Genomic DNA, 18,810 nt, shown 5'->3' with positions numbered 1-18,810 from the left:
CCCTTCTCCTAGATATATAAAATGAAGTTATCCTGTGTTTTCTTAAATACACCAAGTCCAATTGACAGCATGATAAAAGCCATTACCCAGCAACCAATAAAGATTCTTGGAGTTGTAAAATGTCTGTATAAAACAAGATCTCTGAAGAACTGGATATAATAAAACATTGGATTACAGTATTCTACCAGCTTTCTGAGCCAGTCCGGAAGCAGCTCGATCGGGTAAAACATTGGGGTTACATACATCCATGCTACTGTGATGGCATTGTAGATATACTGAATATCTCGAAAGAAAACATTCGCAGCAGAAAGGAAAAAGCCCAATCCGCATACAAAGATATACAGCGGAATCACTACCAATGGAAAAAGCAGGATATATGGTGAAAACGGTGCTCTGGTGATCAGCATGACCAGAATCAATGCTCCCATTGAAAAAATAAGGTCGATCAGGGAACTTGTTACTTTTGATAAGGTAAAAATATATTTAGGTACATATATTTTCTTGATCAAAGCTCCATTATCCAACACAGAATACATAGACATATGGGTTGCATTATTCATAAAATCAAATAATGCCTGACCTGTCAGCAGGTAAACCGGAAAGTTTTCGATTCCGCGCTGGAACATTTGGGAAAATACCAGTGTCATTACAAGCATGATCAGCAGCGGATTCAAAATACTCCACACATATCCCAGAAAACTTCTTCTGTATTTTAATTTCACGTCTCTGACTACCAGTTCTCTTAATAAATCTTTATATCTAAAAAATGTATTTATCCTATCTCTTGTTACGCTCATTATTCTTCTCCAATTTAATATGAATCTCTTCGGCCTTTAAATGCAAGTACAGCTAACGGGAATGCAGCATATCTTGTTTTCCGTAAAAACAACACTGCCGGATTCTTTACTCTATCATACACTTCTCTGTTTTTATGATAAAAATATGCATCTAATTTCATTGCTTCTTTTCGCATACCATTCTTCAGAGGAAAGCTGATATAAATTTTCATCTGACTGGTAAGGATTGTTGCTGTCAATTCCCTGATATACTCCAGATTTGCCTTTGGAGCCGTCTTCTCGACTTTTTTGCAGTACTGATTGAGCCGCATAAGAACCCGCAGATGATTCTTCAGATTCTTCTGCATCTTTTCAATGGACATACTTTGTCCCGGAAGTCCCAGACGATATTGGTAAACAGGGTCTTCCATAAAATATACTGTCTTCACGTAAGGAATCGGAAATGCAATAAACTCTACATCTACATAAAAAGTGTGTTCATCAATCTGTTCATTTGCTTTCCTGAAAAGCTCCGTCTTCACAGTCGTGGCATGCATATCTATGATGGTCTTACCAACAATCTCCTCAAACTGGTAGAGCTTGTTATACTCGATTTTTTCAAACGGATATTCCTGTCTCTTTTCCGGCAGCCGTGTCGTATGGTTGATCCAGGTATAATTCGATGCAACGATATCAGCATCAATTTCTTTTAAAAGTTTCACCAGTCGGATGAAGCTTCTGGTGTCTACCCAGTCATCTCCATCAACAACTTTAAAATATTTTCCTCTTGCCTCACGAGCTCCCGTGTTGATGGTGGAACCATGTCCGCCGTTTTCTTTATTGATCAACCGGAACGTATTTTCATACTTTGAAACATATCTTTCCGCAATTGTTACAGTATCATCGCTGGAACCATCATTCACGATCAAAACTTCAATATCATCCATGACTTCAGAATTCACAAAGGATTCCAGACAGTCTTCCAGATATGCCTGCACATTGTAACTTGGGACAGTTACTGTTAATATTTTCTCGTCCATTGTTCTCCTAACCTGATTTAATACTATTTTTCTCAAAAAAAGTTGGTTTTACAGATATTTAGTTCTATCTGAATCACCAACTTTTATTCTGATTACTAAAATATTATACTACACTTTTCTTTAGATGGAAAGATTATATCAAATGCTCGCATCTTTGTCAAATCTGCCCACTTTATATACCACTGTGTTTTTCATCTACAATGGGTCCTTCATGACTGATCCTCCCTAAACTGACCAGTTCCTGAAAAGCCTCACTGTCTCTTTTTTTATCTTCCGGTCTGATATGATAAGTAGAAATCATATCTGCAACTTTTTCTTTAATATCCGGACTTTCTTCCATTGCTGCCTTTTCCAGCTCTCGCAGCTGGCTGAGGAAATGTACTTCATCGAACTCAAGAGGTTTGCCGATAAAAATCAGGTTGTTCGCTGTTTTCTGTAGTCCCTCTTCTTTTGTCAGCAATTCCTCATACAGCTTTTCCCCCGGTCTAAGACCGGTATACTTGATCTCCATATTCACACCAAGTGTATATCCGGAAAGTCGGATCAGATTCTTTGCCAGATCAGCAATCTTCACAGGCTCTCCCATATCCAGCACAAAGATTTCTCCGCCATGGGCATAAGCTCCCGCCTGAAGTACCAGTGAAACTGCTTCCGGTATCGTCATAAAATAACGGATAATATCCGGATGCGTAACTGTCACAGGACCTCCTGCCTCCATCTGTTTTTTAAACAGCGGAATAACGCTTCCATTACTTCCCAACACATTCCCGAATCGTACGATCACGTATTCTGTTCTGGAATATTTGCTGAAGGTCTGTACGATCATTTCACACATACGTTTCGATGCACCCATGATATTGGTAGGGTTTACTGCTTTATCCGTAGAGATCAGTACAAATTTCTTTACCCCGTACTTGTCCGCAGCTCTTGCTGTCTTATAAGTACCAAACACATTGTTTTTAATGGCTTCATTCGGGCTGTCTTCCATAAGTGGCACGTGTTTATGGGCTGCCGCATGAAAAACAACATCCGGTCGATAATGCTCCATGACGCTTTCAATTCGACTTGTATTTCGAACAGAACCTATCAGTACTTCCAGCTTCAGATTTGGATACTTACGAACCAATTCCTGCTGAATATCATAGGCATTGTTCTCATAGATATCAAAAATGATAAGAAGCTTTGGATTGTGGGAAGCGATCTGACGGCATAATTCACTTCCGATGGAGCCGCCGCCTCCCGTAACCAATACTCTTTTATTTCTCACATACTGCCCAACGCTTTCCATATCAATTTCAATAGTATCTCTTCCGAGAAGGTCTTCGATGGATACTTCCCGCAGGTTTGACACTCCTACATCGTCATTGATCAGCTGATACATTCCCGGTAATATCTTAAGTTTACAATCTGTAAGATTACAGATTCTTAAGATATCTCTGGTATTTTTTGTTCCTGCCGAAGGAATTGCAAGGATAATTTCTTCTGCATCATACTTCTTTGCTGCTTCCTGAATCTTATCTCTTCCTCCGACAATGCGGATTCCATGAATGTATTTTCCTTTTTTGGAAGGATTATCATCAATCACGCAGACAACCTTCTGATTCAGGTATTTACTGCTTTTTAATTCTTTGATGATCATATTTCCGGCTTCGCCGGCACCGATCACAATGGTGTTACGGCTATGCCTGGTTGATTTCTTCAATCCATTTTCCATAGTATGCAAAATGCGATAAGAAAATCGAGTGATGATCGTTGTGATACTTAACAAAATAAAATAGAAGAAATAATAACTTCTCGGAACCTGCAGATACAACAAACTGAAACCGAAAGCCTGAAAGACCGTTGACAGCATTGTTGCACCAAGAATGGCAAGCATCTCATTTATGCTGGCATAAGACCATACCCGGTTATACAGATTAAGTACCAAAAAAATGACTACCGTTGTGATAACATTGATGACCATATAGCTCTCGACACTGTACATATACTCTGCCGGTACCCAGATATTATCCAATTTAAAACGCAAAATAATTGCCAGATAAGAATCCAGGATCACACTTAAGATATCTACAATAAACAGTGCGATCATCCGACTTCTGGAATTTTGCAATCCCCATGTTTTTTTCATAAGCGACCTCCATTTGTACAACATAATACTGTCACAAAATATTACCGTTCTCTAACCAATCTCCGCTTAGTTATATAACTCATATACATATGCCTTTTCATCCTGATACAATTCCTTTGAATTTTTAAGTCCGGTTAATTTTTGTATCTTTTCTAAGCATTTTTCAGGATCCATGGTTACCTTTTCACCGAGATCATCATATTTTTTATCAAGTATTCGATCCAAATATACAACTAATTTGGAATTTTCTATTGAAACGTCCGGTACTTTTATATCCAGATCTTTGTAATACATTTGATATAAACGTTGGTAATTCTGTAATTCTAACCCTTCATTAATCATTATATAAGACGTTGTATAAACATACAAGCATGTTGTATCTGTATATTCTTTACTGATTGCAATATTATTTTCTCCTTCCGGATATAAATAACAAGGATCATTTACATAATACGTCAAGCCTCCTATCAGCATCATTGAAATAACCATTGCAATCTGAATCTTTGCTTTATTTTTTATCCATAACTTATAGATAAAATAAAGCAGGTAGCAAAACAGCAGAGACAGAAAAGGAAACAAATTCATGATATACCTGTTCACCTGCCATGGCGAGATTTTTGCTGAAATAACAAATACAAAAGCACAAGTAAGTATTATATCACAGATCAAATATGTTTCTCTTTTTACTTTTACATAAACAGTTTTTGTGTGTTCTTTATTATTCACTGCAATTTCATAGTGATCTGCATGATATTGCAGCTTCATTTCCCACAAAACCTGTGTGATAAGATATGCAAGAATTCCAAGGCAGCAGACAATCAAGAGCAGCATGAAGACACCGCCGAACATCTCTTCACTGACTATAACCCAGAATTTTCTGATTCGTGACGTCCAATCTGAAAAATTATGCATATTCTGAAGTGTTTTCTGGCTATGGCTCACTCCTGTACCTGTCAGATTCTTAAGAATTGCAGGGTATAACGCAACAGCACAAACTCCGCCAACGCCTCCGCTCACTACATATTTTCCGGTCATTTTAAAGTCTTTTCGCATGATCATCCAGATCATCTGAAAGATCACCATAGGAAATGCAAAAATCACAAAATAGTAATGTGTAAATACACCGCCAAAAGTAGCAAGCAAAATACTGATCAAATTTTTCATTTTGATTTTTCTTGATGCCATCATTTCCAAATGTTCATATGCGAAAATGGTACACCACATGGTTAATAACATATACATTCGAATATATGTCACCATATTTACCGCTGCAATACTAAATCCAAAAAACAAAACCGGAAAGAAAGCAAAATATTTATCTTTTTTGATTAATTTCCCTATTTTATACAAAAATATAATTGTTACTGCATAATACAACAAGTTAGGAATGAGACCAAACCATTTACTGAATTGTCCCGGAAAGCATGAACTGATCGCATGCAAAACCATATAAAAAAGAGGCGGATGGGAATCATGGGTCTGATTATAGATAACAGATCCAAATTTGAAGGCTTCTCCCTCATTGACTGTCATATATTCCTTAAACATATCCGGACTGATTTCCGGATTATCTAATGCTCCATCTTCCCAGATCTGTGCGTGGTAATAACTGTTAGAAAGTCCATAGGACCATAACTCATCCACAAAATATCCTTTTTTCATATCACAATAAAAAATCATAAAAATGATCTGTATAAGCAGAACACATATGAATATAATATGACTGCTCTTATCTCTCAAAAACTTTCTCATATTCCTACCTTTCCATTGATTCCTGTATTTTTATTTTTTGACAAATGCTTCTTTGCCCATTTCCGGAGCAGTATCTCCTTTTGTAACAACTTTGATCTCAATTGCTTCTATTCTTTTTGAAAGTCCTTCTGTACCTGCAGGATTACCATTTTTTGTCCATCCGAGCCAGCCATAATCCTGTGCGTGGACACGGTAATACACATCACAGGATTCAGAAAGCGTTCCGGTAAGATTAATCTTGATCGCTTCTACTCGTTTTCCTTTTCCAGTGGTTCCGGCAAGGGCTCCGTCTTTTACAGACTTCTGCCAGCCGATATCCTGTACATGGGCACTATATTCCACACTTCCCTCTGCTTTTTGACCTGACAGGGATATTTTGATTGCTTCTACTCGTTTACTTTCCCCGGTAGTTCCGGCAAGAGCCCCGTCTTTTACATTATTCTGCCAGCCAATATCCTGTACATGAGCAGAATAGACGATGGAGGTCCATTTTTTGCTGAAGCACTGTTCCGTTGTTCCCGGAGCATGTGCACCTTTTTTTACAATTTTAATCTGAATGGCTTCTACACGGTAACCATAGCCTTCGGTTCCGGCAGACTCTCCATTCTTGGCCCATCCCATCCAGCCGAAATTCTGCGCATGGACACGGTAATAGATATCATATCTTTCTTCCATTTCTTCTGTCAGTCTGATTTTTACAGCTTCTAGCCTCTTCTGGCCATTTGCGGTGCCGCTTACTTCACCTTCTTCTTTCCAGCTGTCCCAGCCAATATCCTGTATATGTGACATATATAGAATGGTTCCTGCGTAGCCTTTATCACGCAAATTAACTTTGATTCCACCTAAAGCCAAGGACTTTCCTGTTGTACCGCTGGTTTCTCCATTTTCAACCGGACTCATCCATCCTTCACCATTGACATATGCAGTATAAGAAACGGTCGGATCCTTCTCTACAAATGCATTTTCTGTACTTCCGGGAGCATCCATTCCCTTTTTGCCTGCAACGATCTGGATGGCTTCTGCCTGGCAGTCATAACCTTTAGTTCCTGACTCCTCATCATTCTTTGCCCAGCCAAGCCAGCCATAATTGCTTGTATAAACACGATAGTAAATATCGTAATTCTCTGCCTGCGTTCCTTTTAATCTGATTTTAATAGCTTCGATTCTTTTTAGATCGTCATTTGCTGTCGATTCCTTTCCATCTGCAGCATATTCCTGCCAGCCTGCATTTGGCACATAAGTTGAATATTCCACATTAAGGTCTGCAAGATTGGCATTAATCTTTATACTTTGGATTGCTTTCGACAAACCTACTGTACCACTTTGTTCTCCATTTTTCACCTGACCGGTCCAGCCAAGATCCTGCACAGAAGTACTGTAAGAAAGGAGGTCTTTATTCTCAACATCTACATCCTTTTCTTTTTTCAGCAATACGATCTGGATTGCCTGTAAATCCTTCGATTCTCCGGTTGTTCCTGCAATCTCATCTGTTGTGACATAATTCTGCCATCCATCATTTGCCACATGGGCACGATATAAGATCTGGTATTCGTCTTTCTTTTCGCCTGTCAGACGAATCTGAACTGCCTGTATTGCTTTGCTCTGCCCGGTTGTTCCTGCCTGTTCACCATCTGCAACATAATCCTGCCAGCCATCATCCGCCACATGGGCACGATATTCGATACCCAGACCATCAATTCCTGATATCTGCATTTTCATGGCCTGCATTGCGTATCCAAGGCCTACAGTACCTGCCTTTTCACCATTTCCAGTTTCATCTAACCATCCAAGATTTGTTACGTGTGCCGAAACAAATAAGGCATCCTTCACTTCATCCGGGACTGCTACCGGCTCTACCTCTTCCCCTGTATCCGGCTTGTTATTTTCAGGCGGCTTCACATTTGAAGAAGATCCGTTTCCTTTCTGAATAAGTGAAATGTAATCTGCACTGGCATATCCATACATATCCTGAAAATTATAGTTACCGGTACTGCTGTCTACTCCGTTTCTTCCCTCTGTAAGGACACCATCGCTCTGAACCCGGTAAAATCCATTCGCTGCTTCACCATTATCCAAAAGTAAAAATGCATACTGTGACTGAGCAGCTGTCTTATACAGCACATCAGAAGAAGTATTGCTTTCTTTTCTGACATTCAGCGTGGTATGTTCACTGTTTATCAAATCCTTTATTCCAATGGAATATTTTCCATAATCCTTTGATCCATTTGTCCTGTCGAGGCTCCACATCAAATTGGCGATCTTCTCACCCCAAAACGGATCGGATGCATAGTGGACGTTAATTCCACTTCCTTTATTACCCAGATAGGCTCCTTTATAGGTTCCACATCCCGGTCTTAAATATTGCTTCGACATATAAGTTTCCGCAAAATCCTTGAGACAGGTAGAGACATCCTTGTAACTATTGGCACTCTCTCCAGGAGAGGTATCTACAGCATTTAAACCGAAAAGATTATTCTTTTCCTTTGCAATACTACTCTTTCCCCATCCGCTCTCAAGGGCTGCTGTTCCTGCCATCATCAGGGCATTTACACCGTATGTATCCTGATTTTTCACAAACTGTGCACCGGTATCCCACATTTTAGAGTCCGAATCAGTCTTTGCATTGATGATGGAATTCAATTCATCTACACTATAATTGCTCTGACTGCGAAGCGGCAGATACTGAAAATAATTATAATATGGAGCAGACGGATTCACAGAATGTGAACGGTCACCGTTTTGATAATCTTCCAGCATATTTTCGAAATTATCGTAGGTGTAAAAATAATGTCCGTCATAACTATAATAATCGGTGCCCTCTGCAAGATACTCTGGTGCCGGTCCATTGTCCAGACGGGCATTATAATCATTATTCGTTACGTTTCCAACGATATTATGATAGAGTCTTCCGGATGAGACCTGATAACAACTAAGGGATTCAACCTGGGAAATATCTACGACCTGTACTTCATCCGGATCGATTTCTCCGATCACGCCTGAAAGCATAAACCGCACTTTTCCATCGCTGGTTCCAAGATAAGCAGCGTCCGCACCGTACGCACCGCAGGTATATCCCTGGGCGCCGGTTTCTGCTTCTGTGTATTCTGTAACCACAGCACCTTTTGTATTAAAATTGACGATTTGGGCAGAAGAAGATCTTGCCATTCGAATACTTTTGTCTTCTTCAACTAATCCTATTTCCGGTTCTATTTCATACACGTTTCCATATTCGTCTGTTTCTATCAGCTTTTCTTCGACTTTCTGAGGTTCTTCTTCGGCATATACACAAAACGGCATTTCTGTCATTCCTGTTATCACAGCACCTGCCATAAAAAGTGCAGCCATTTGCTTTGCTTTCTTTCCCATAGTATTCTCCTTACTTATTCATCAGATCCCCCACTGTTTCAGTCTTAGTATAGCACCCACATTCTTAGAGTAGCAACATTTTTATAACTTTCAAGGCAGAGAAACGCTGAAGTTCATGGCAAATCACTTCAGCGTCTCTTCTATTCCTTATGCTTCTTTTTATCCTTCTGTCTTCGGCACAAGTTTAATCTCCAAGGATTCCAGTCTGTATCCCTTGCCTGTAGTCCCGGCTTCTTTTCCATCTTTTACCCACTCCAGCCAGCCAAGTTCTTCAACCTGTGCACGATAATAAATATCGTAATGATCCGCCATCTCACCGGTCAGTTTTATCTTAACCGCTTCCATTTGAAGTTTTTCTCCGACTGTACCGGATATCTCGCCATCTTTTTTCCAGTCCTGCCAGCCAATATTCTGAACATGGGCGCTATAGGTAACATCTCCCGAATACAATGGCTTATATAAATCCAGTTTCAAAGCCTCCATGCGGAGTCCCTGACCAACGGTTCCGATCGTCTCTCCATTATAGACCTCATCCTGCCAGCCAATATTTTGAACATGGGCACTGTAAACAGCCTGGGTATCAAAGGTTTTTGAGGAAGTTCCTACCGGTGTCAGCCCATCTCCGTCTTTACGAACCAGAGCAATCTTTATTGCTTCCATCCGATAACCATAGTTAACCGTTCCTGCAATTTCTCCATTCTTCGCCCAGTCAAGCCAGCCAAAGTTCTGGACATGGACGCGGTAATACACATTATATTCCTTTTCTATCTCACCGGTCAGCCAGATTTTTATTGCTTCAATCCTCTTATTCTGTCCGATCGTCCCTGCCGTTTCTCCATTTGAAACTTCTGACTGCCATCCAATATCTTCCACATGGGTACTATAATGAATGTCTCCTGAAAATCCACGACCAGACAAACTTATTTGCAAAGCTTCCAGACGCTGGTTTTTCCCGATCGTTCCTGCTGTTTCCTGATTGCAGCAAGTCGGCTGCCAACCGACATTTTGCACATGGGCGGTATATTTAACTGACGGTTTATTCCACTCTTCGTTAAAATGATACGCATCTGCCGTTTCTCCAGGAGCAGCGCTTCCCTTTGGCAAAACAGCAATCTGTACTGCCTCTATCGCATAGCCATACTCTTCTGTTCCGGCTTTCTCTCCATTTTTCGCCCAGCCAAGCCAGCCAAAATTACTGCTATGTACCCGGTAATAAATATCGTAATTCTCTGCATCATCTCCGGTCAGATTAAGTTTAATAGCCTCCAGAGCTCTGCTCTGGCCTTCTGTGCCAAGCATTGCGCCGGTTTGAACTTCATCAGTCCATCCATACCCAGCCACAAGTCCGGTATAACTTACTCCCAGATTTTCGCTGTTTGTCTGGATTTTCAGTGCCTCCAGACGCAGGCTCTTTCCGATTGTTCCAAGGGCATGCCCGTTTTTCTTCCAGTCTGTCCAGCCATCATTTTGAATATTTGCACAATAGCTGATAAGGTCGGTATCACCTACTTCTACAACCGGTGTATTCACATCTGCATCACTTAACAGATTGCCATAGTAAAAGCTGACATCCACATCTGTACTGATTCCTTCCACCTGTGCCTTGCTGGTGCACTGCCACATATCATAATTCCCGTTATAATCACATTGATAATTATACTGTGCCACCCAGCGATGCCAATTGTTATAGACACTGCCTGTCAGGTAATTGTTCCACCAATTCAGATTCGCATACACACCTACCTGATATCCTGCATTGCTGATCTTATTGCAAAAGGTTTCAGCAAACTTCTGGATCGTGTCATTTCCAAGGCTGACCTGGCTGTTATCCTCCAGATCATAATACACCGGATATGCCAGATTGTATCCCTTGATCAGTCGCAGTACGTGATCCGCTTCACTTTCGGCTTCCGTTGTATTCTCAGCGTAAGAATAGATATAAACTCCGAAAGGAATTCCTAATCTTGTACACTCAGATACGTTATACTGCCATTTTTTATCATCTTGATAAGAAACATCATTTCCATATCCAACACGGAGAATTGCAAAATCGACATCTGAGTTCTTTACTTTTTCCCAGTCAATATCCTGGTTGTGTTCACTCACGTCGATGACCTTTCCGATTGCTCCCTCAACCGGTTCTCCCTGTGAATTATAGCAAACGCCATTGATTTTTTTATAGGCATTCGATGTATCACTGATGGCATATGCACCGGCTGACCTCTTTTGGATCGGCTGACCGTTGGAATAACGGAAACTGTTCTCCACAAATCCGCTCTGATCCCTTAGTCCTTCACTCTCTGCTGTTTCGTCCGAAACAGTTTCTGCTTCATCCGATACATTCTCTGTTTCATTTGCTATATCTTCCGTTTCATTTAGCAGCTCTTCTGTTTCGTTTGATACATTTTCTATTTCATTTGGCACATCTTCTGCCAGAACTGCCATTGGCTGACTTCCTATAAAAATTACTGCCATCAGCACTGCAAATATTCTATTTATTTTCATTTACTTACTCCGCCATTCTAAACTGTCTGTTCCTAATTGTAAGTATCATAAGCCTTTTTGTAAAAAACCATAATGATCTTTGTTAAAAAAGAAGGCCAGAATTTATTAAACATATCGGTATCTTCTTTGATTCTTCTGTGATCGACGATAAATTCCTTGCTTGTTGCCCCGTCATGAATTCGATAATAAATGATAGGTGTATCACAATAAGCAAAATGTGAATTTTTAATCTCTGCACATTTCAAAAAAGTATCCCAGTCAATACAGAACTTCATCTTGGAAGTAAAGATTGGAAGTCCTACCACACTTTTATTATAGGTAACTCCCGGACAGCAGATGCTGTTTCCCAGAGATAGAATCCTTCTTCTCCACCACTTTGAGGCAGCAAGTTTTTTACATCTCATAGGCTGTCTCAAAAACTTCCGGAGCTTACTGTTTATATCTCGCTTTCCGACTTTTCCGCCTTTCAGAGGCAGATAATCTGCGATAAAGATCGACATCTTTTCATCCGGAATATGTTTCAAAAGTTCTTCCACATAATGTTCATTATACACATCATCCTGATGCGCAACTGTCACATAATTCGTTTTTGTACATGCAACAGAAAAATTCCAGTCATCACAAATATCGCTCTTTCCTTCCCTTACATAATAAGGAAGGTCATATTTTTTTGCCATATTCTCGATAAACTCACAAGGTGTCGACGTACAAACGATAATATTACTTTTTACCTTCTGGTTTACAAGCGATTTGATGCAGCTTTCCAGATACGGCGATTCCTTGTATGCACACACTGCAAATGTGTGATCTGTATTTTGATATTCCATTCCATTTATCCCTTCTTAGCAAATGTCCAAAATTTATTCATCAAAAAATTAATCGGCGTTGTGATCATAATATTGATAATCGGTGCCACAGCCTGTGATATTCCCAGGATGTTAACCTGTAAATAAAGTAAAAGAGTACTGAGGATGAAGCTGAATCCATAAGAAATATAGGTTTTTACCAGGGATTCTTTTTTATTGCCACTCTCTTTTGCTTCTTCTTTAAATACGAATTTGCTGTTCCAATAATATGCATTCAGCGTTCCTGTCACAAATCCAAGTGCATTCGCGATGAGATAATGCACACCAAAAAATGTAAACAAATAATAAGTTGCCAGTGAAACAACCGTATTACTTACTCCTACCATGCCAAATTTAATAAACTGGACTCCGATTTTATCCCATAATTCTTTTAATTTCCGCATTCTACTTCTACCCTAAGAATTTTTCTACTCTGAAGCGTGGTCTTCCTTTTGCTTCCATATAAATCTTTCCAATATACTCTCCGACAACGCCCAGACCTAATAAGATGAGTCCTCCAAAAAGCCAGATGGAAATAACGATGGTTGCCCAGCCCGAAACTGTGTTTCCTCTGACTGCTCCGATAATAAACCAGATAATCATCAGCGCACTGGCGCATAAGGCTCCTACACCGAGAGTTGTGATCAGACGGATTGGTTTAATACTGAATGAAGTAATTCCATCAATAGCAAAGGCAAGCATTTTTTTTAGCGGATATTTGGATTCTCCGGCAAAACGTTCTTTTCTTGCATATTCTACGGTATCGCTTTTGTATCCGATCAGTGGAACGATTCCACGCAGAAACAGATTTACTTCTTTATATTCAGATAAGGCATCTAATACGGTTTTACTCATCAGTCGATAGTCTGCATGGTTAAATACGATGTCTACTCCCATCGCCTGCATGATCTTGTAAAATCCTTCTGCAGTCGTTTTTTTGAAGAACGTATCCGTTGCACGGGAATTTCTGACTCCATATACAACTTCACAGCCTTCTTTGTATTTTTCAACAAATTTGTCTACTACATCGATGTCATCCTGTAGATCCGCATCCATGGTAATCGCCATATCACACAGATCTTTTACTGTCATAAGACCGGCCAGAACTGCGAACTGATGACCTCTGTTGTGTGCCAGCTTGACACCGCCAATTCTCGGATTCTCACTGTGATATTTTTCGATAAGTTCCCATGTTCTGTCTTTTGATCCGTCGTCTACAAAAATAATTCTGCTCTTTTCGGAAACAGCACCAGCTGTAATCATTGTTTCCAGCTTATTGCCCAGTTCTTTTTGCGTTTCCGGAAGAACCGCTTCTTCGTTGTAGCAAGGAACTACTATATATAATACATCACCCATTTATTCTTTTCCTCTTCCTTAATTCTCTGGATATAGTCCTTTTTCTATCAGAGCTTTTACTTCTCTTACGACAAGGTCTTTGTCTTCTTTATAGGTAACCCCAAACCACTTGTCATGGGATTTTAACACTTTTACCGAAACCTGATCTTTTTCCAGAAGATCTCCGATAATGGTCGGAAGCAGATATTCTCCTTTCAGATTGCCTGCTTCTTGTTTGTCAAGGAATTCAGCAAAACCACTCTCTAAAATACCAAAAAATTCTGGTGTAAGTCCCCACATATTCATAGAAACCGGAGTATCCGCATCAATGATTTCTTCCTTTCCATCAGTTAAAACTGCGGCACCTGTTTCTGTTTTCACGATATTGGAAGTTTCCACGATCTTGGTCAGCATCTGGTTCTCATCCACCTTGCAGACTCCTCGTGTCACACCGCCATTCTCACTCAATGTATTCTTAAGAACAAAGCCTACCATGCTGATCTGCATCTTGTCTGACTTTTCTTCTTCCTTCGTCAGTTCACGAAAAGCTTCTACATAAGCTTCTTTTCCATAATAATCATCCGCATTTATTACAAGGAATGGTTCTTTTACTACATCCTTACAGCATAAAATGGCCTGACCGGTTCCCCAAGGTTTCGTTCTTCCGGCAAACTTTTCTTTATATTCCGCCGGTATATCATCCACCTCCTGGAAAGCATACTCGACTTTGATTTTTTTCTCGATACGGTCTCCGATAATTCTGCGGAAATCTTCCTCTAAGTCTTTTCTGATAACGAAAACAACTTTATCAAAACCTGCCTGTATTGCATCATAAATGGAATAGTCCATAATGATCTCGCCCTTTGGTCCTACCGGCTCTAACTGCTTAATGCCACCGCCAAATCTGCTTCCAATCCCAGCTGCCATAACAACTAATGTAGCTTTATTCATAATAATTCCTCCATTTGTATATAGCAAAATTTTAACATTTACCTCTGATTATAACACATACAAGGTTCAATTAAAACATTTTTCCTTTTTTTTAAGATTTTTCTCATAAAATGAAAATCCCCGGCACAACTCATGCCGAGGATAAGTATTCCTGTTATTCAAATCGGAAGGTATCTTTCAAACCTTTCCATAATACATCTTTTTCACTTAAATTCAGTTTGGTTCCATCTGTCAGTGCATAACCTTCGCCGCTTGCTGTACCATGATATTCTCCCGTCAGCTCCGGCCATTCGATGCCGATTTCCGGATCATTCCATGCAAGTCCGCCTTCATCTCCCGGATGATAAAAATCTGTACACTTGTAGCAGAATTCTGCCAGGTCAGATAACACCAGGAATCCGTGAGCGAATCCTTCCGGAATATAGAACTGTTTTTTATTTTCTTCTGTCAGTTCTACTCCAAACCATTTCCCATAGGTTTCGGATCCGCTTCTCAAGTCCACAGCGACATCAAAAACGCTTCCTTTTACAACACGGACCAGTTTTCCCTGAGGAAACTGTTTCTGAAAATGCAGACCTCTGAGTACTCCTTTGGTAGAAGAAGACTGATTATCCTGTACAAAGGTCATTGTAAGTCCTGCTTCTTCCATATCTTTCTGATTGTAGGTTTCCATAAAATATCCGCGCGCATCACCGTGTACGGTTGGTTCGATCACGCAAAGTCCTTCGATTCCACCTGCATTTTTTTCTACTTTAATCTGTCCCATTTTTTCCGCTCCTTACCTAGAACTCAATTTCTTTCAAATATCTCTTCAAAGCATCCTGCCATGTCGGGAGAGGTGTAAAACCATTTTCCACCAGCTTCTTCTTATCTAATCTGCTGTTGAACGGTCGTTTTGCCTTGGAAACTCCGTATTCTTCCGTTGTAACCGGAAGCACTTTCACAGCATCCTCGGCATATTCTATTCTTCCCATCTCTACGGCCTGTCGGAATATTTCCTTAGTAAAATCATACCAACTGATATAGCCGCCTTCGTTTGTCGCATGATAATAACCATATTTGTCGGTTTCGATCATATCCACCAGCAAACGTGCCAGATCATAGGTATATGTCGGGGTACCGATCTGGTCATTTACAACCTTCAGCGTATCATGAGTCTTCGCTACATTCAGCATCGTTTTAATAAAGTTCTTTCCATTTACTCCAAATACCCATGCAATACGAACGATAAAGTAGCGTTCAAGATTGCTGCTGACCGCCTGCTCACCTTCCAGCTTTGTCTGTCCGTAAACATTCAGGGGCTTATAAGCAGTGCAATCCGGCTGCCATGGTTCTGTTCCCTGTCCGTCAAATACATAGTCTGTGGAAATGTAAACCATCTTGCAGTCAAGCTTTTTGCAAACCTTTGCAATATTTTCTGTCCCTCCGGCATTGATAGCACGAACCTTTCCCATCTTATCCTCATCTTCTGCAAGATCTACCGCGGTCCATGCAGCACAGTGGATCACAACATCCGGTCTGCATTCTGTGAGAACTTTTTCTACTGCTTCTTTATCTGTAATATCTAAAGGAACATATGGCATTGTGGTAACAGCACTTCCGTCCTGCACTCCTGCATATTCCGGTGCAAGATCGGAACCGATGCCCTCATAGCCTCTTTTTTTCAATTCATTCATGACATCATGGCCAAGCTGGCCTGCCACACCTGTTACAAATACTTTCATTCGACTATCGCTCCTACTATTCTTATCTGTTGCCATACATTTTTTCATAGTAATTCTGATATTCGCCGGAAATAATTGTCTCCCACCATTCCTTGTTATCTAAGTACCACTGAATGGTCTTTTTGATTCCATCTTCAAATTTGGTTTCCGGAAGCCATCCAAGTTCATTGTGGATCTTAGTTGGATCGATGGCGTAACGCATATCATGTCCTTTACGGTCGGTTACATGTGTGATCAGACTTTCCGGTTTTCCAAGTTCTTTACAGATAATCTTTACGATGTCAATATTCTTCATTTCATTATGTCCGCCGACATTGTACACTTCTCCGACACGTCCTTTATGAATAATAAGGTCGATGGCACGGCAATGATCCTCAACATATAACCAGTCACGTACATTTAAGCCTTCTCCATAAACCGGAAGCGGCTTATCAGCTAATGCATTGGCGATCATCAGCGGAATCAGTTTTTCCGGGAAATGATATGGGCCATAGTTGTTGGAGCAACGGCTGATGGTTACAGGAAGTCCATAGGTTCTGTGATAAGCAAGAACCAGAAGGTCTGCTCCTGCCTTGGAACTGCTGTACGGAGAGCTTGTGTGGATCGGTGTTTCTTCTGTAAAGAAAAGGTCCGGTCTGTCCAGCGGAAGATCACCATATACTTCATCTGTACTTACCTGATGATATCTCTGGATTCCATATTTACGGCAAGCGTCCATCATAACAGCAGTTCCCTTGATATTGGTATCCAGGAATACTTCCGGATTCTCAATAGAACGGTCTACATGGGATTCTGCTGCGAAGTTTACAACCATGTCCGGATGTTCTTCTTCAAACAATTGATAAATTGCCTCTCTGTCACAGATATCAATCTTACAGAAACGGAAGTTCGGATTATCCATGACCGGTGCCAAAGTAGATAAATTTCCTGCATATGTCAGCTTATCTACACACACAATTCTATAGTCAGGATATTTTTCCAGCATATGAAATACAAAGTTACTTCCTATAAATCCGGCTCCTCCGGTTACAATTATCGTCATTCTTATTTCCTCACCTTTCTTAATACAAATGTTCCTGATATTTTCCATCTAATACATCTTTCAGGTACTGTCCATACTGATTTTTCTTTAAAACTTCATAAACCTCGAGAACTTCTTCCTTTGAAATCCATCCGTTCAGATATGCGATTTCCTCGAGACACGCGATTTTTCTATGCTGATGCTGCTCTACTGTCTTTACAAAATTCGTTGCATCTACCAGTGATTCATGGGTTCCTGTGTCAAGCCAGGTAAATCCCTGTCCAAGAAGTTCCACATTCAAGCTGTTATCTTCCAGATAAATGCGGTTCAGATCTGTGATTTCCAGTTCTCCTCTTGCACTTGGTTTTAAGTTCTTTGCGTATTCAACAACACGGTTATCGTAAAAATAAAGACCTGTTACACAATAATTACTCTTTGGATGTTCCGGCTTCTCTTCAATAGAGACAGCTTTTCCATTCTTATCAAACTCTACAATTCCAAAACGTTCCGGATCATCTACATAATATCCGAAAACGGTTGCCCCTTTTCCTGTTTCTGCATTTTCTACTGCGGCTTTTAATCTCTTCTTCAAACCATGTCCGGCAAAAATATTATCTCCTAAAACCATTGCCACCGGCTCATCACCAATAAAGTCTGCTCCTATGATAAATGCCTGTGCCAGTCCATCCGGACTTGGCTGTACAGCATACTGAAGATTTACGCCAAACTGGTGTCCATCTCCTAACAGATCCTGAAATCTCGGTGTATCTGCAGGTGTCGAAATAATCAGAATATCTCTGATCCCCGCATTCATAAGCACTGACATTGGATAATAAATCATTGGTTTGTCATAAATCGGAAGTAGCTGTTTCGATGTTACCATGGTTAATGGATAAAGTCTTGTTCCTGATCCACCAGCAAGAATGATTCCTTTCATCTAAAATTCTCCTCTCTGTACACGATCTTGTCTGTATGCAGCAATTTAGTTCTATAATTTACAATTACTATTATAAAAGATGACGTTACGTTACCTTCAAGTCTTTTTTTATGATATATTTAAGGATCTAGATTAACACATATAATATAATTGTAGAATAGAAAAATGCACCATGTTGCAAAAATCTTTCGCAAGGAGGTTTTAAGATGGAGATTCACAAAGATTTTTATTTTGAAGCTGTTCTGAATGACTACCTTCGTAAAGATAATATGGATGTATTTGTGACTGGAAGATCTTCTTAACATTCTTTCCTAATTGAATCGGTGCAAAGATATGACATTAAAGGAAAAGCATATATTGAAACACCAAAGAAATGTAAGTAGGTAATCATCTGTACCTTGATTTTTCAAAAAGAGCCACCTGTTGATCA

At 40.1% G+C, this 18,810-nt stretch carries 14 protein-coding genes; all 14 read right to left on the bottom strand.

The features are described from left to right. Positions 1 to 8 precede the first annotated feature (8 nt). The 14 genes from G4407_RS03775 to rfbA all read right to left on the bottom strand — a co-directional run bounded on the left by G4407_RS03775 (position 9) and on the right by rfbA (position 18,380). On the bottom strand, positions 9 to 797 hold the full coding sequence (locus tag G4407_RS03775; RefSeq protein WP_022220079.1) for an ABC transporter permease: 789 nt from the start codon (positions 795 to 797) through the stop codon (positions 9 to 11). Between the two features lie 14 nt (positions 798 to 811). Beyond that, positions 812 to 1,816, bottom strand: a complete 1,005-nt coding sequence (locus G4407_RS03770) for a glycosyltransferase family 2 protein (RefSeq protein WP_173687809.1) — start codon at positions 1,814 to 1,816, stop codon at positions 812 to 814. 172 nt (positions 1,817 to 1,988) lie between these two features. Beyond that, positions 1,989 to 3,944 (bottom strand): polysaccharide biosynthesis protein, encoded by a 1,956-nt coding sequence (locus G4407_RS03765; protein WP_055156534.1) that lies wholly within the window; start codon positions 3,942 to 3,944, stop codon positions 1,989 to 1,991. 66 nt (positions 3,945 to 4,010) lie between these two features. Next, positions 4,011 to 5,588: a glycosyltransferase family protein gene (locus G4407_RS03760; protein ID WP_173687808.1), complete on the bottom strand. Its 1,578-nt coding sequence runs from the start codon at positions 5,586 to 5,588 to the stop codon at positions 4,011 to 4,013. Between the two features lie 138 nt (positions 5,589 to 5,726). Then, entirely contained in the window at positions 5,727 to 9,062 is a 3,336-nt protein-coding gene (locus G4407_RS16695) for a glucosaminidase domain-containing protein (RefSeq protein ID WP_173687807.1), read from the bottom strand. 159 nt (positions 9,063 to 9,221) lie between these two features. Then, entirely contained in the window at positions 9,222 to 11,567 is a 2,346-nt protein-coding gene (locus tag G4407_RS03750; RefSeq protein WP_173687806.1) for a GH25 family lysozyme, read from the bottom strand. A gap of 32 nt (positions 11,568 to 11,599) precedes the next feature. Continuing rightward, positions 11,600 to 12,394, bottom strand: coding sequence for a glycosyltransferase family 2 protein (locus tag G4407_RS03745; protein WP_055156542.1), 795 nt, complete (start codon positions 12,392 to 12,394; stop codon positions 11,600 to 11,602). A 5-nt stretch (positions 12,395 to 12,399) separates the two neighbouring features. Further along, on the bottom strand, positions 12,400 to 12,816 hold the full coding sequence (locus tag G4407_RS03740; RefSeq protein WP_055156544.1) for a GtrA family protein: 417 nt from the start codon (positions 12,814 to 12,816) through the stop codon (positions 12,400 to 12,402). A 7-nt stretch (positions 12,817 to 12,823) separates the two neighbouring features. Beyond that, positions 12,824 to 13,768 carry a glycosyltransferase family 2 protein gene (locus tag G4407_RS03735; protein ID WP_055156546.1) on the bottom strand — a complete coding sequence of 315 codons (945 nt, stop codon included), beginning with the start codon at positions 13,766 to 13,768 and terminating at the stop codon, positions 12,824 to 12,826. A gap of 18 nt (positions 13,769 to 13,786) precedes the next feature. Then, entirely contained in the window at positions 13,787 to 14,698 is a 912-nt protein-coding gene (locus G4407_RS03730; protein ID WP_055156548.1) for a nucleotidyltransferase family protein, read from the bottom strand. A gap of 154 nt (positions 14,699 to 14,852) precedes the next feature. Next, positions 14,853 to 15,464, bottom strand: coding sequence for a dTDP-4-dehydrorhamnose 3,5-epimerase (gene rfbC, locus G4407_RS03725; protein WP_055156550.1), 612 nt, complete (start codon positions 15,462 to 15,464; stop codon positions 14,853 to 14,855). A 16-nt stretch (positions 15,465 to 15,480) separates the two neighbouring features. Next, positions 15,481 to 16,422: a dTDP-4-dehydrorhamnose reductase gene (gene rfbD / locus G4407_RS03720; RefSeq protein WP_055156552.1), complete on the bottom strand. Its 942-nt coding sequence runs from the start codon at positions 16,420 to 16,422 to the stop codon at positions 15,481 to 15,483. 22 nt (positions 16,423 to 16,444) lie between these two features. After that, the gene (gene rfbB / locus G4407_RS03715; RefSeq protein WP_055156571.1) at positions 16,445 to 17,464 is read right to left on the bottom strand and encodes a dTDP-glucose 4,6-dehydratase; all 1,020 of its coding nucleotides are present in this window, start codon (positions 17,462 to 17,464) and stop codon (positions 16,445 to 16,447) included. Between the two features lie 19 nt (positions 17,465 to 17,483). Further along, positions 17,484 to 18,380 (bottom strand): glucose-1-phosphate thymidylyltransferase RfbA, encoded by an 897-nt coding sequence (gene rfbA / locus G4407_RS03710; protein ID WP_055156554.1) that lies wholly within the window; start codon positions 18,378 to 18,380, stop codon positions 17,484 to 17,486. Positions 18,381 to 18,810 lie beyond the last annotated feature (430 nt).

The sequence above is a fragment of the Allocoprococcus comes genome (assembly GCF_013300725.1).
In the GTDB taxonomy this organism is placed as follows: Bacteria; Bacillota; Clostridia; order Lachnospirales; family Lachnospiraceae; genus Allocoprococcus; species Allocoprococcus comes_A.
This window is presented reverse-complemented; position numbering and strand designations above follow the sequence as displayed.

Bases quoted from the DNA above. Each gene is read 5' to 3' on its own strand.
- G4407_RS03775 (WP_022220079.1), bottom strand. From the start codon at position 797: ATGAGCGTAACAAGAGATAGGATAAATACATTTTTTAGATATAAAGAT.
- G4407_RS03770 (WP_173687809.1), bottom strand. From the start codon at position 1,816: ATGGACGAGAAAATATTAACAGTAACTGTCCCAAGTTACAATGTGCAG.
- G4407_RS03765 (WP_055156534.1), bottom strand. From the start codon at position 3,944: ATGAAAAAAACATGGGGATTGCAAAATTCCAGAAGTCGGATGATCGCA.
- G4407_RS16695 (WP_173687807.1), bottom strand. From the start codon at position 9,062: ATGGGAAAGAAAGCAAAGCAAATGGCTGCACTTTTTATGGCAGGTGCT.
- G4407_RS03750 (WP_173687806.1), bottom strand. From the start codon at position 11,567: ATGAAAATAAATAGAATATTTGCAGTGCTGATGGCAGTAATTTTTATA.
- G4407_RS03745 (WP_055156542.1), bottom strand. From the start codon at position 12,394: ATGGAATATCAAAATACAGATCACACATTTGCAGTGTGTGCATACAAG.
- G4407_RS03740 (WP_055156544.1), bottom strand. From the start codon at position 12,816: ATGCGGAAATTAAAAGAATTATGGGATAAAATCGGAGTCCAGTTTATT.
- G4407_RS03735 (WP_055156546.1), bottom strand. From the start codon at position 13,768: ATGGGTGATGTATTATATATAGTAGTTCCTTGCTACAACGAAGAAGCG.
- G4407_RS03730 (WP_055156548.1), bottom strand. From the start codon at position 14,698: ATGAATAAAGCTACATTAGTTGTTATGGCAGCTGGGATTGGAAGCAGA.
- rfbC (WP_055156550.1), bottom strand. From the start codon at position 15,464: ATGGGACAGATTAAAGTAGAAAAAAATGCAGGTGGAATCGAAGGACTT.
- rfbD (WP_055156552.1), bottom strand. From the start codon at position 16,422: ATGAAAGTATTTGTAACAGGTGTGGCAGGCCAGCTTGGCCATGATGTC.
- rfbB (WP_055156571.1), bottom strand. From the start codon at position 17,464: ATGACGATAATTGTAACCGGAGGAGCCGGATTTATAGGAAGTAACTTT.
- rfbA (WP_055156554.1), bottom strand. From the start codon at position 18,380: ATGAAAGGAATCATTCTTGCTGGTGGATCAGGAACAAGACTTTATCCA.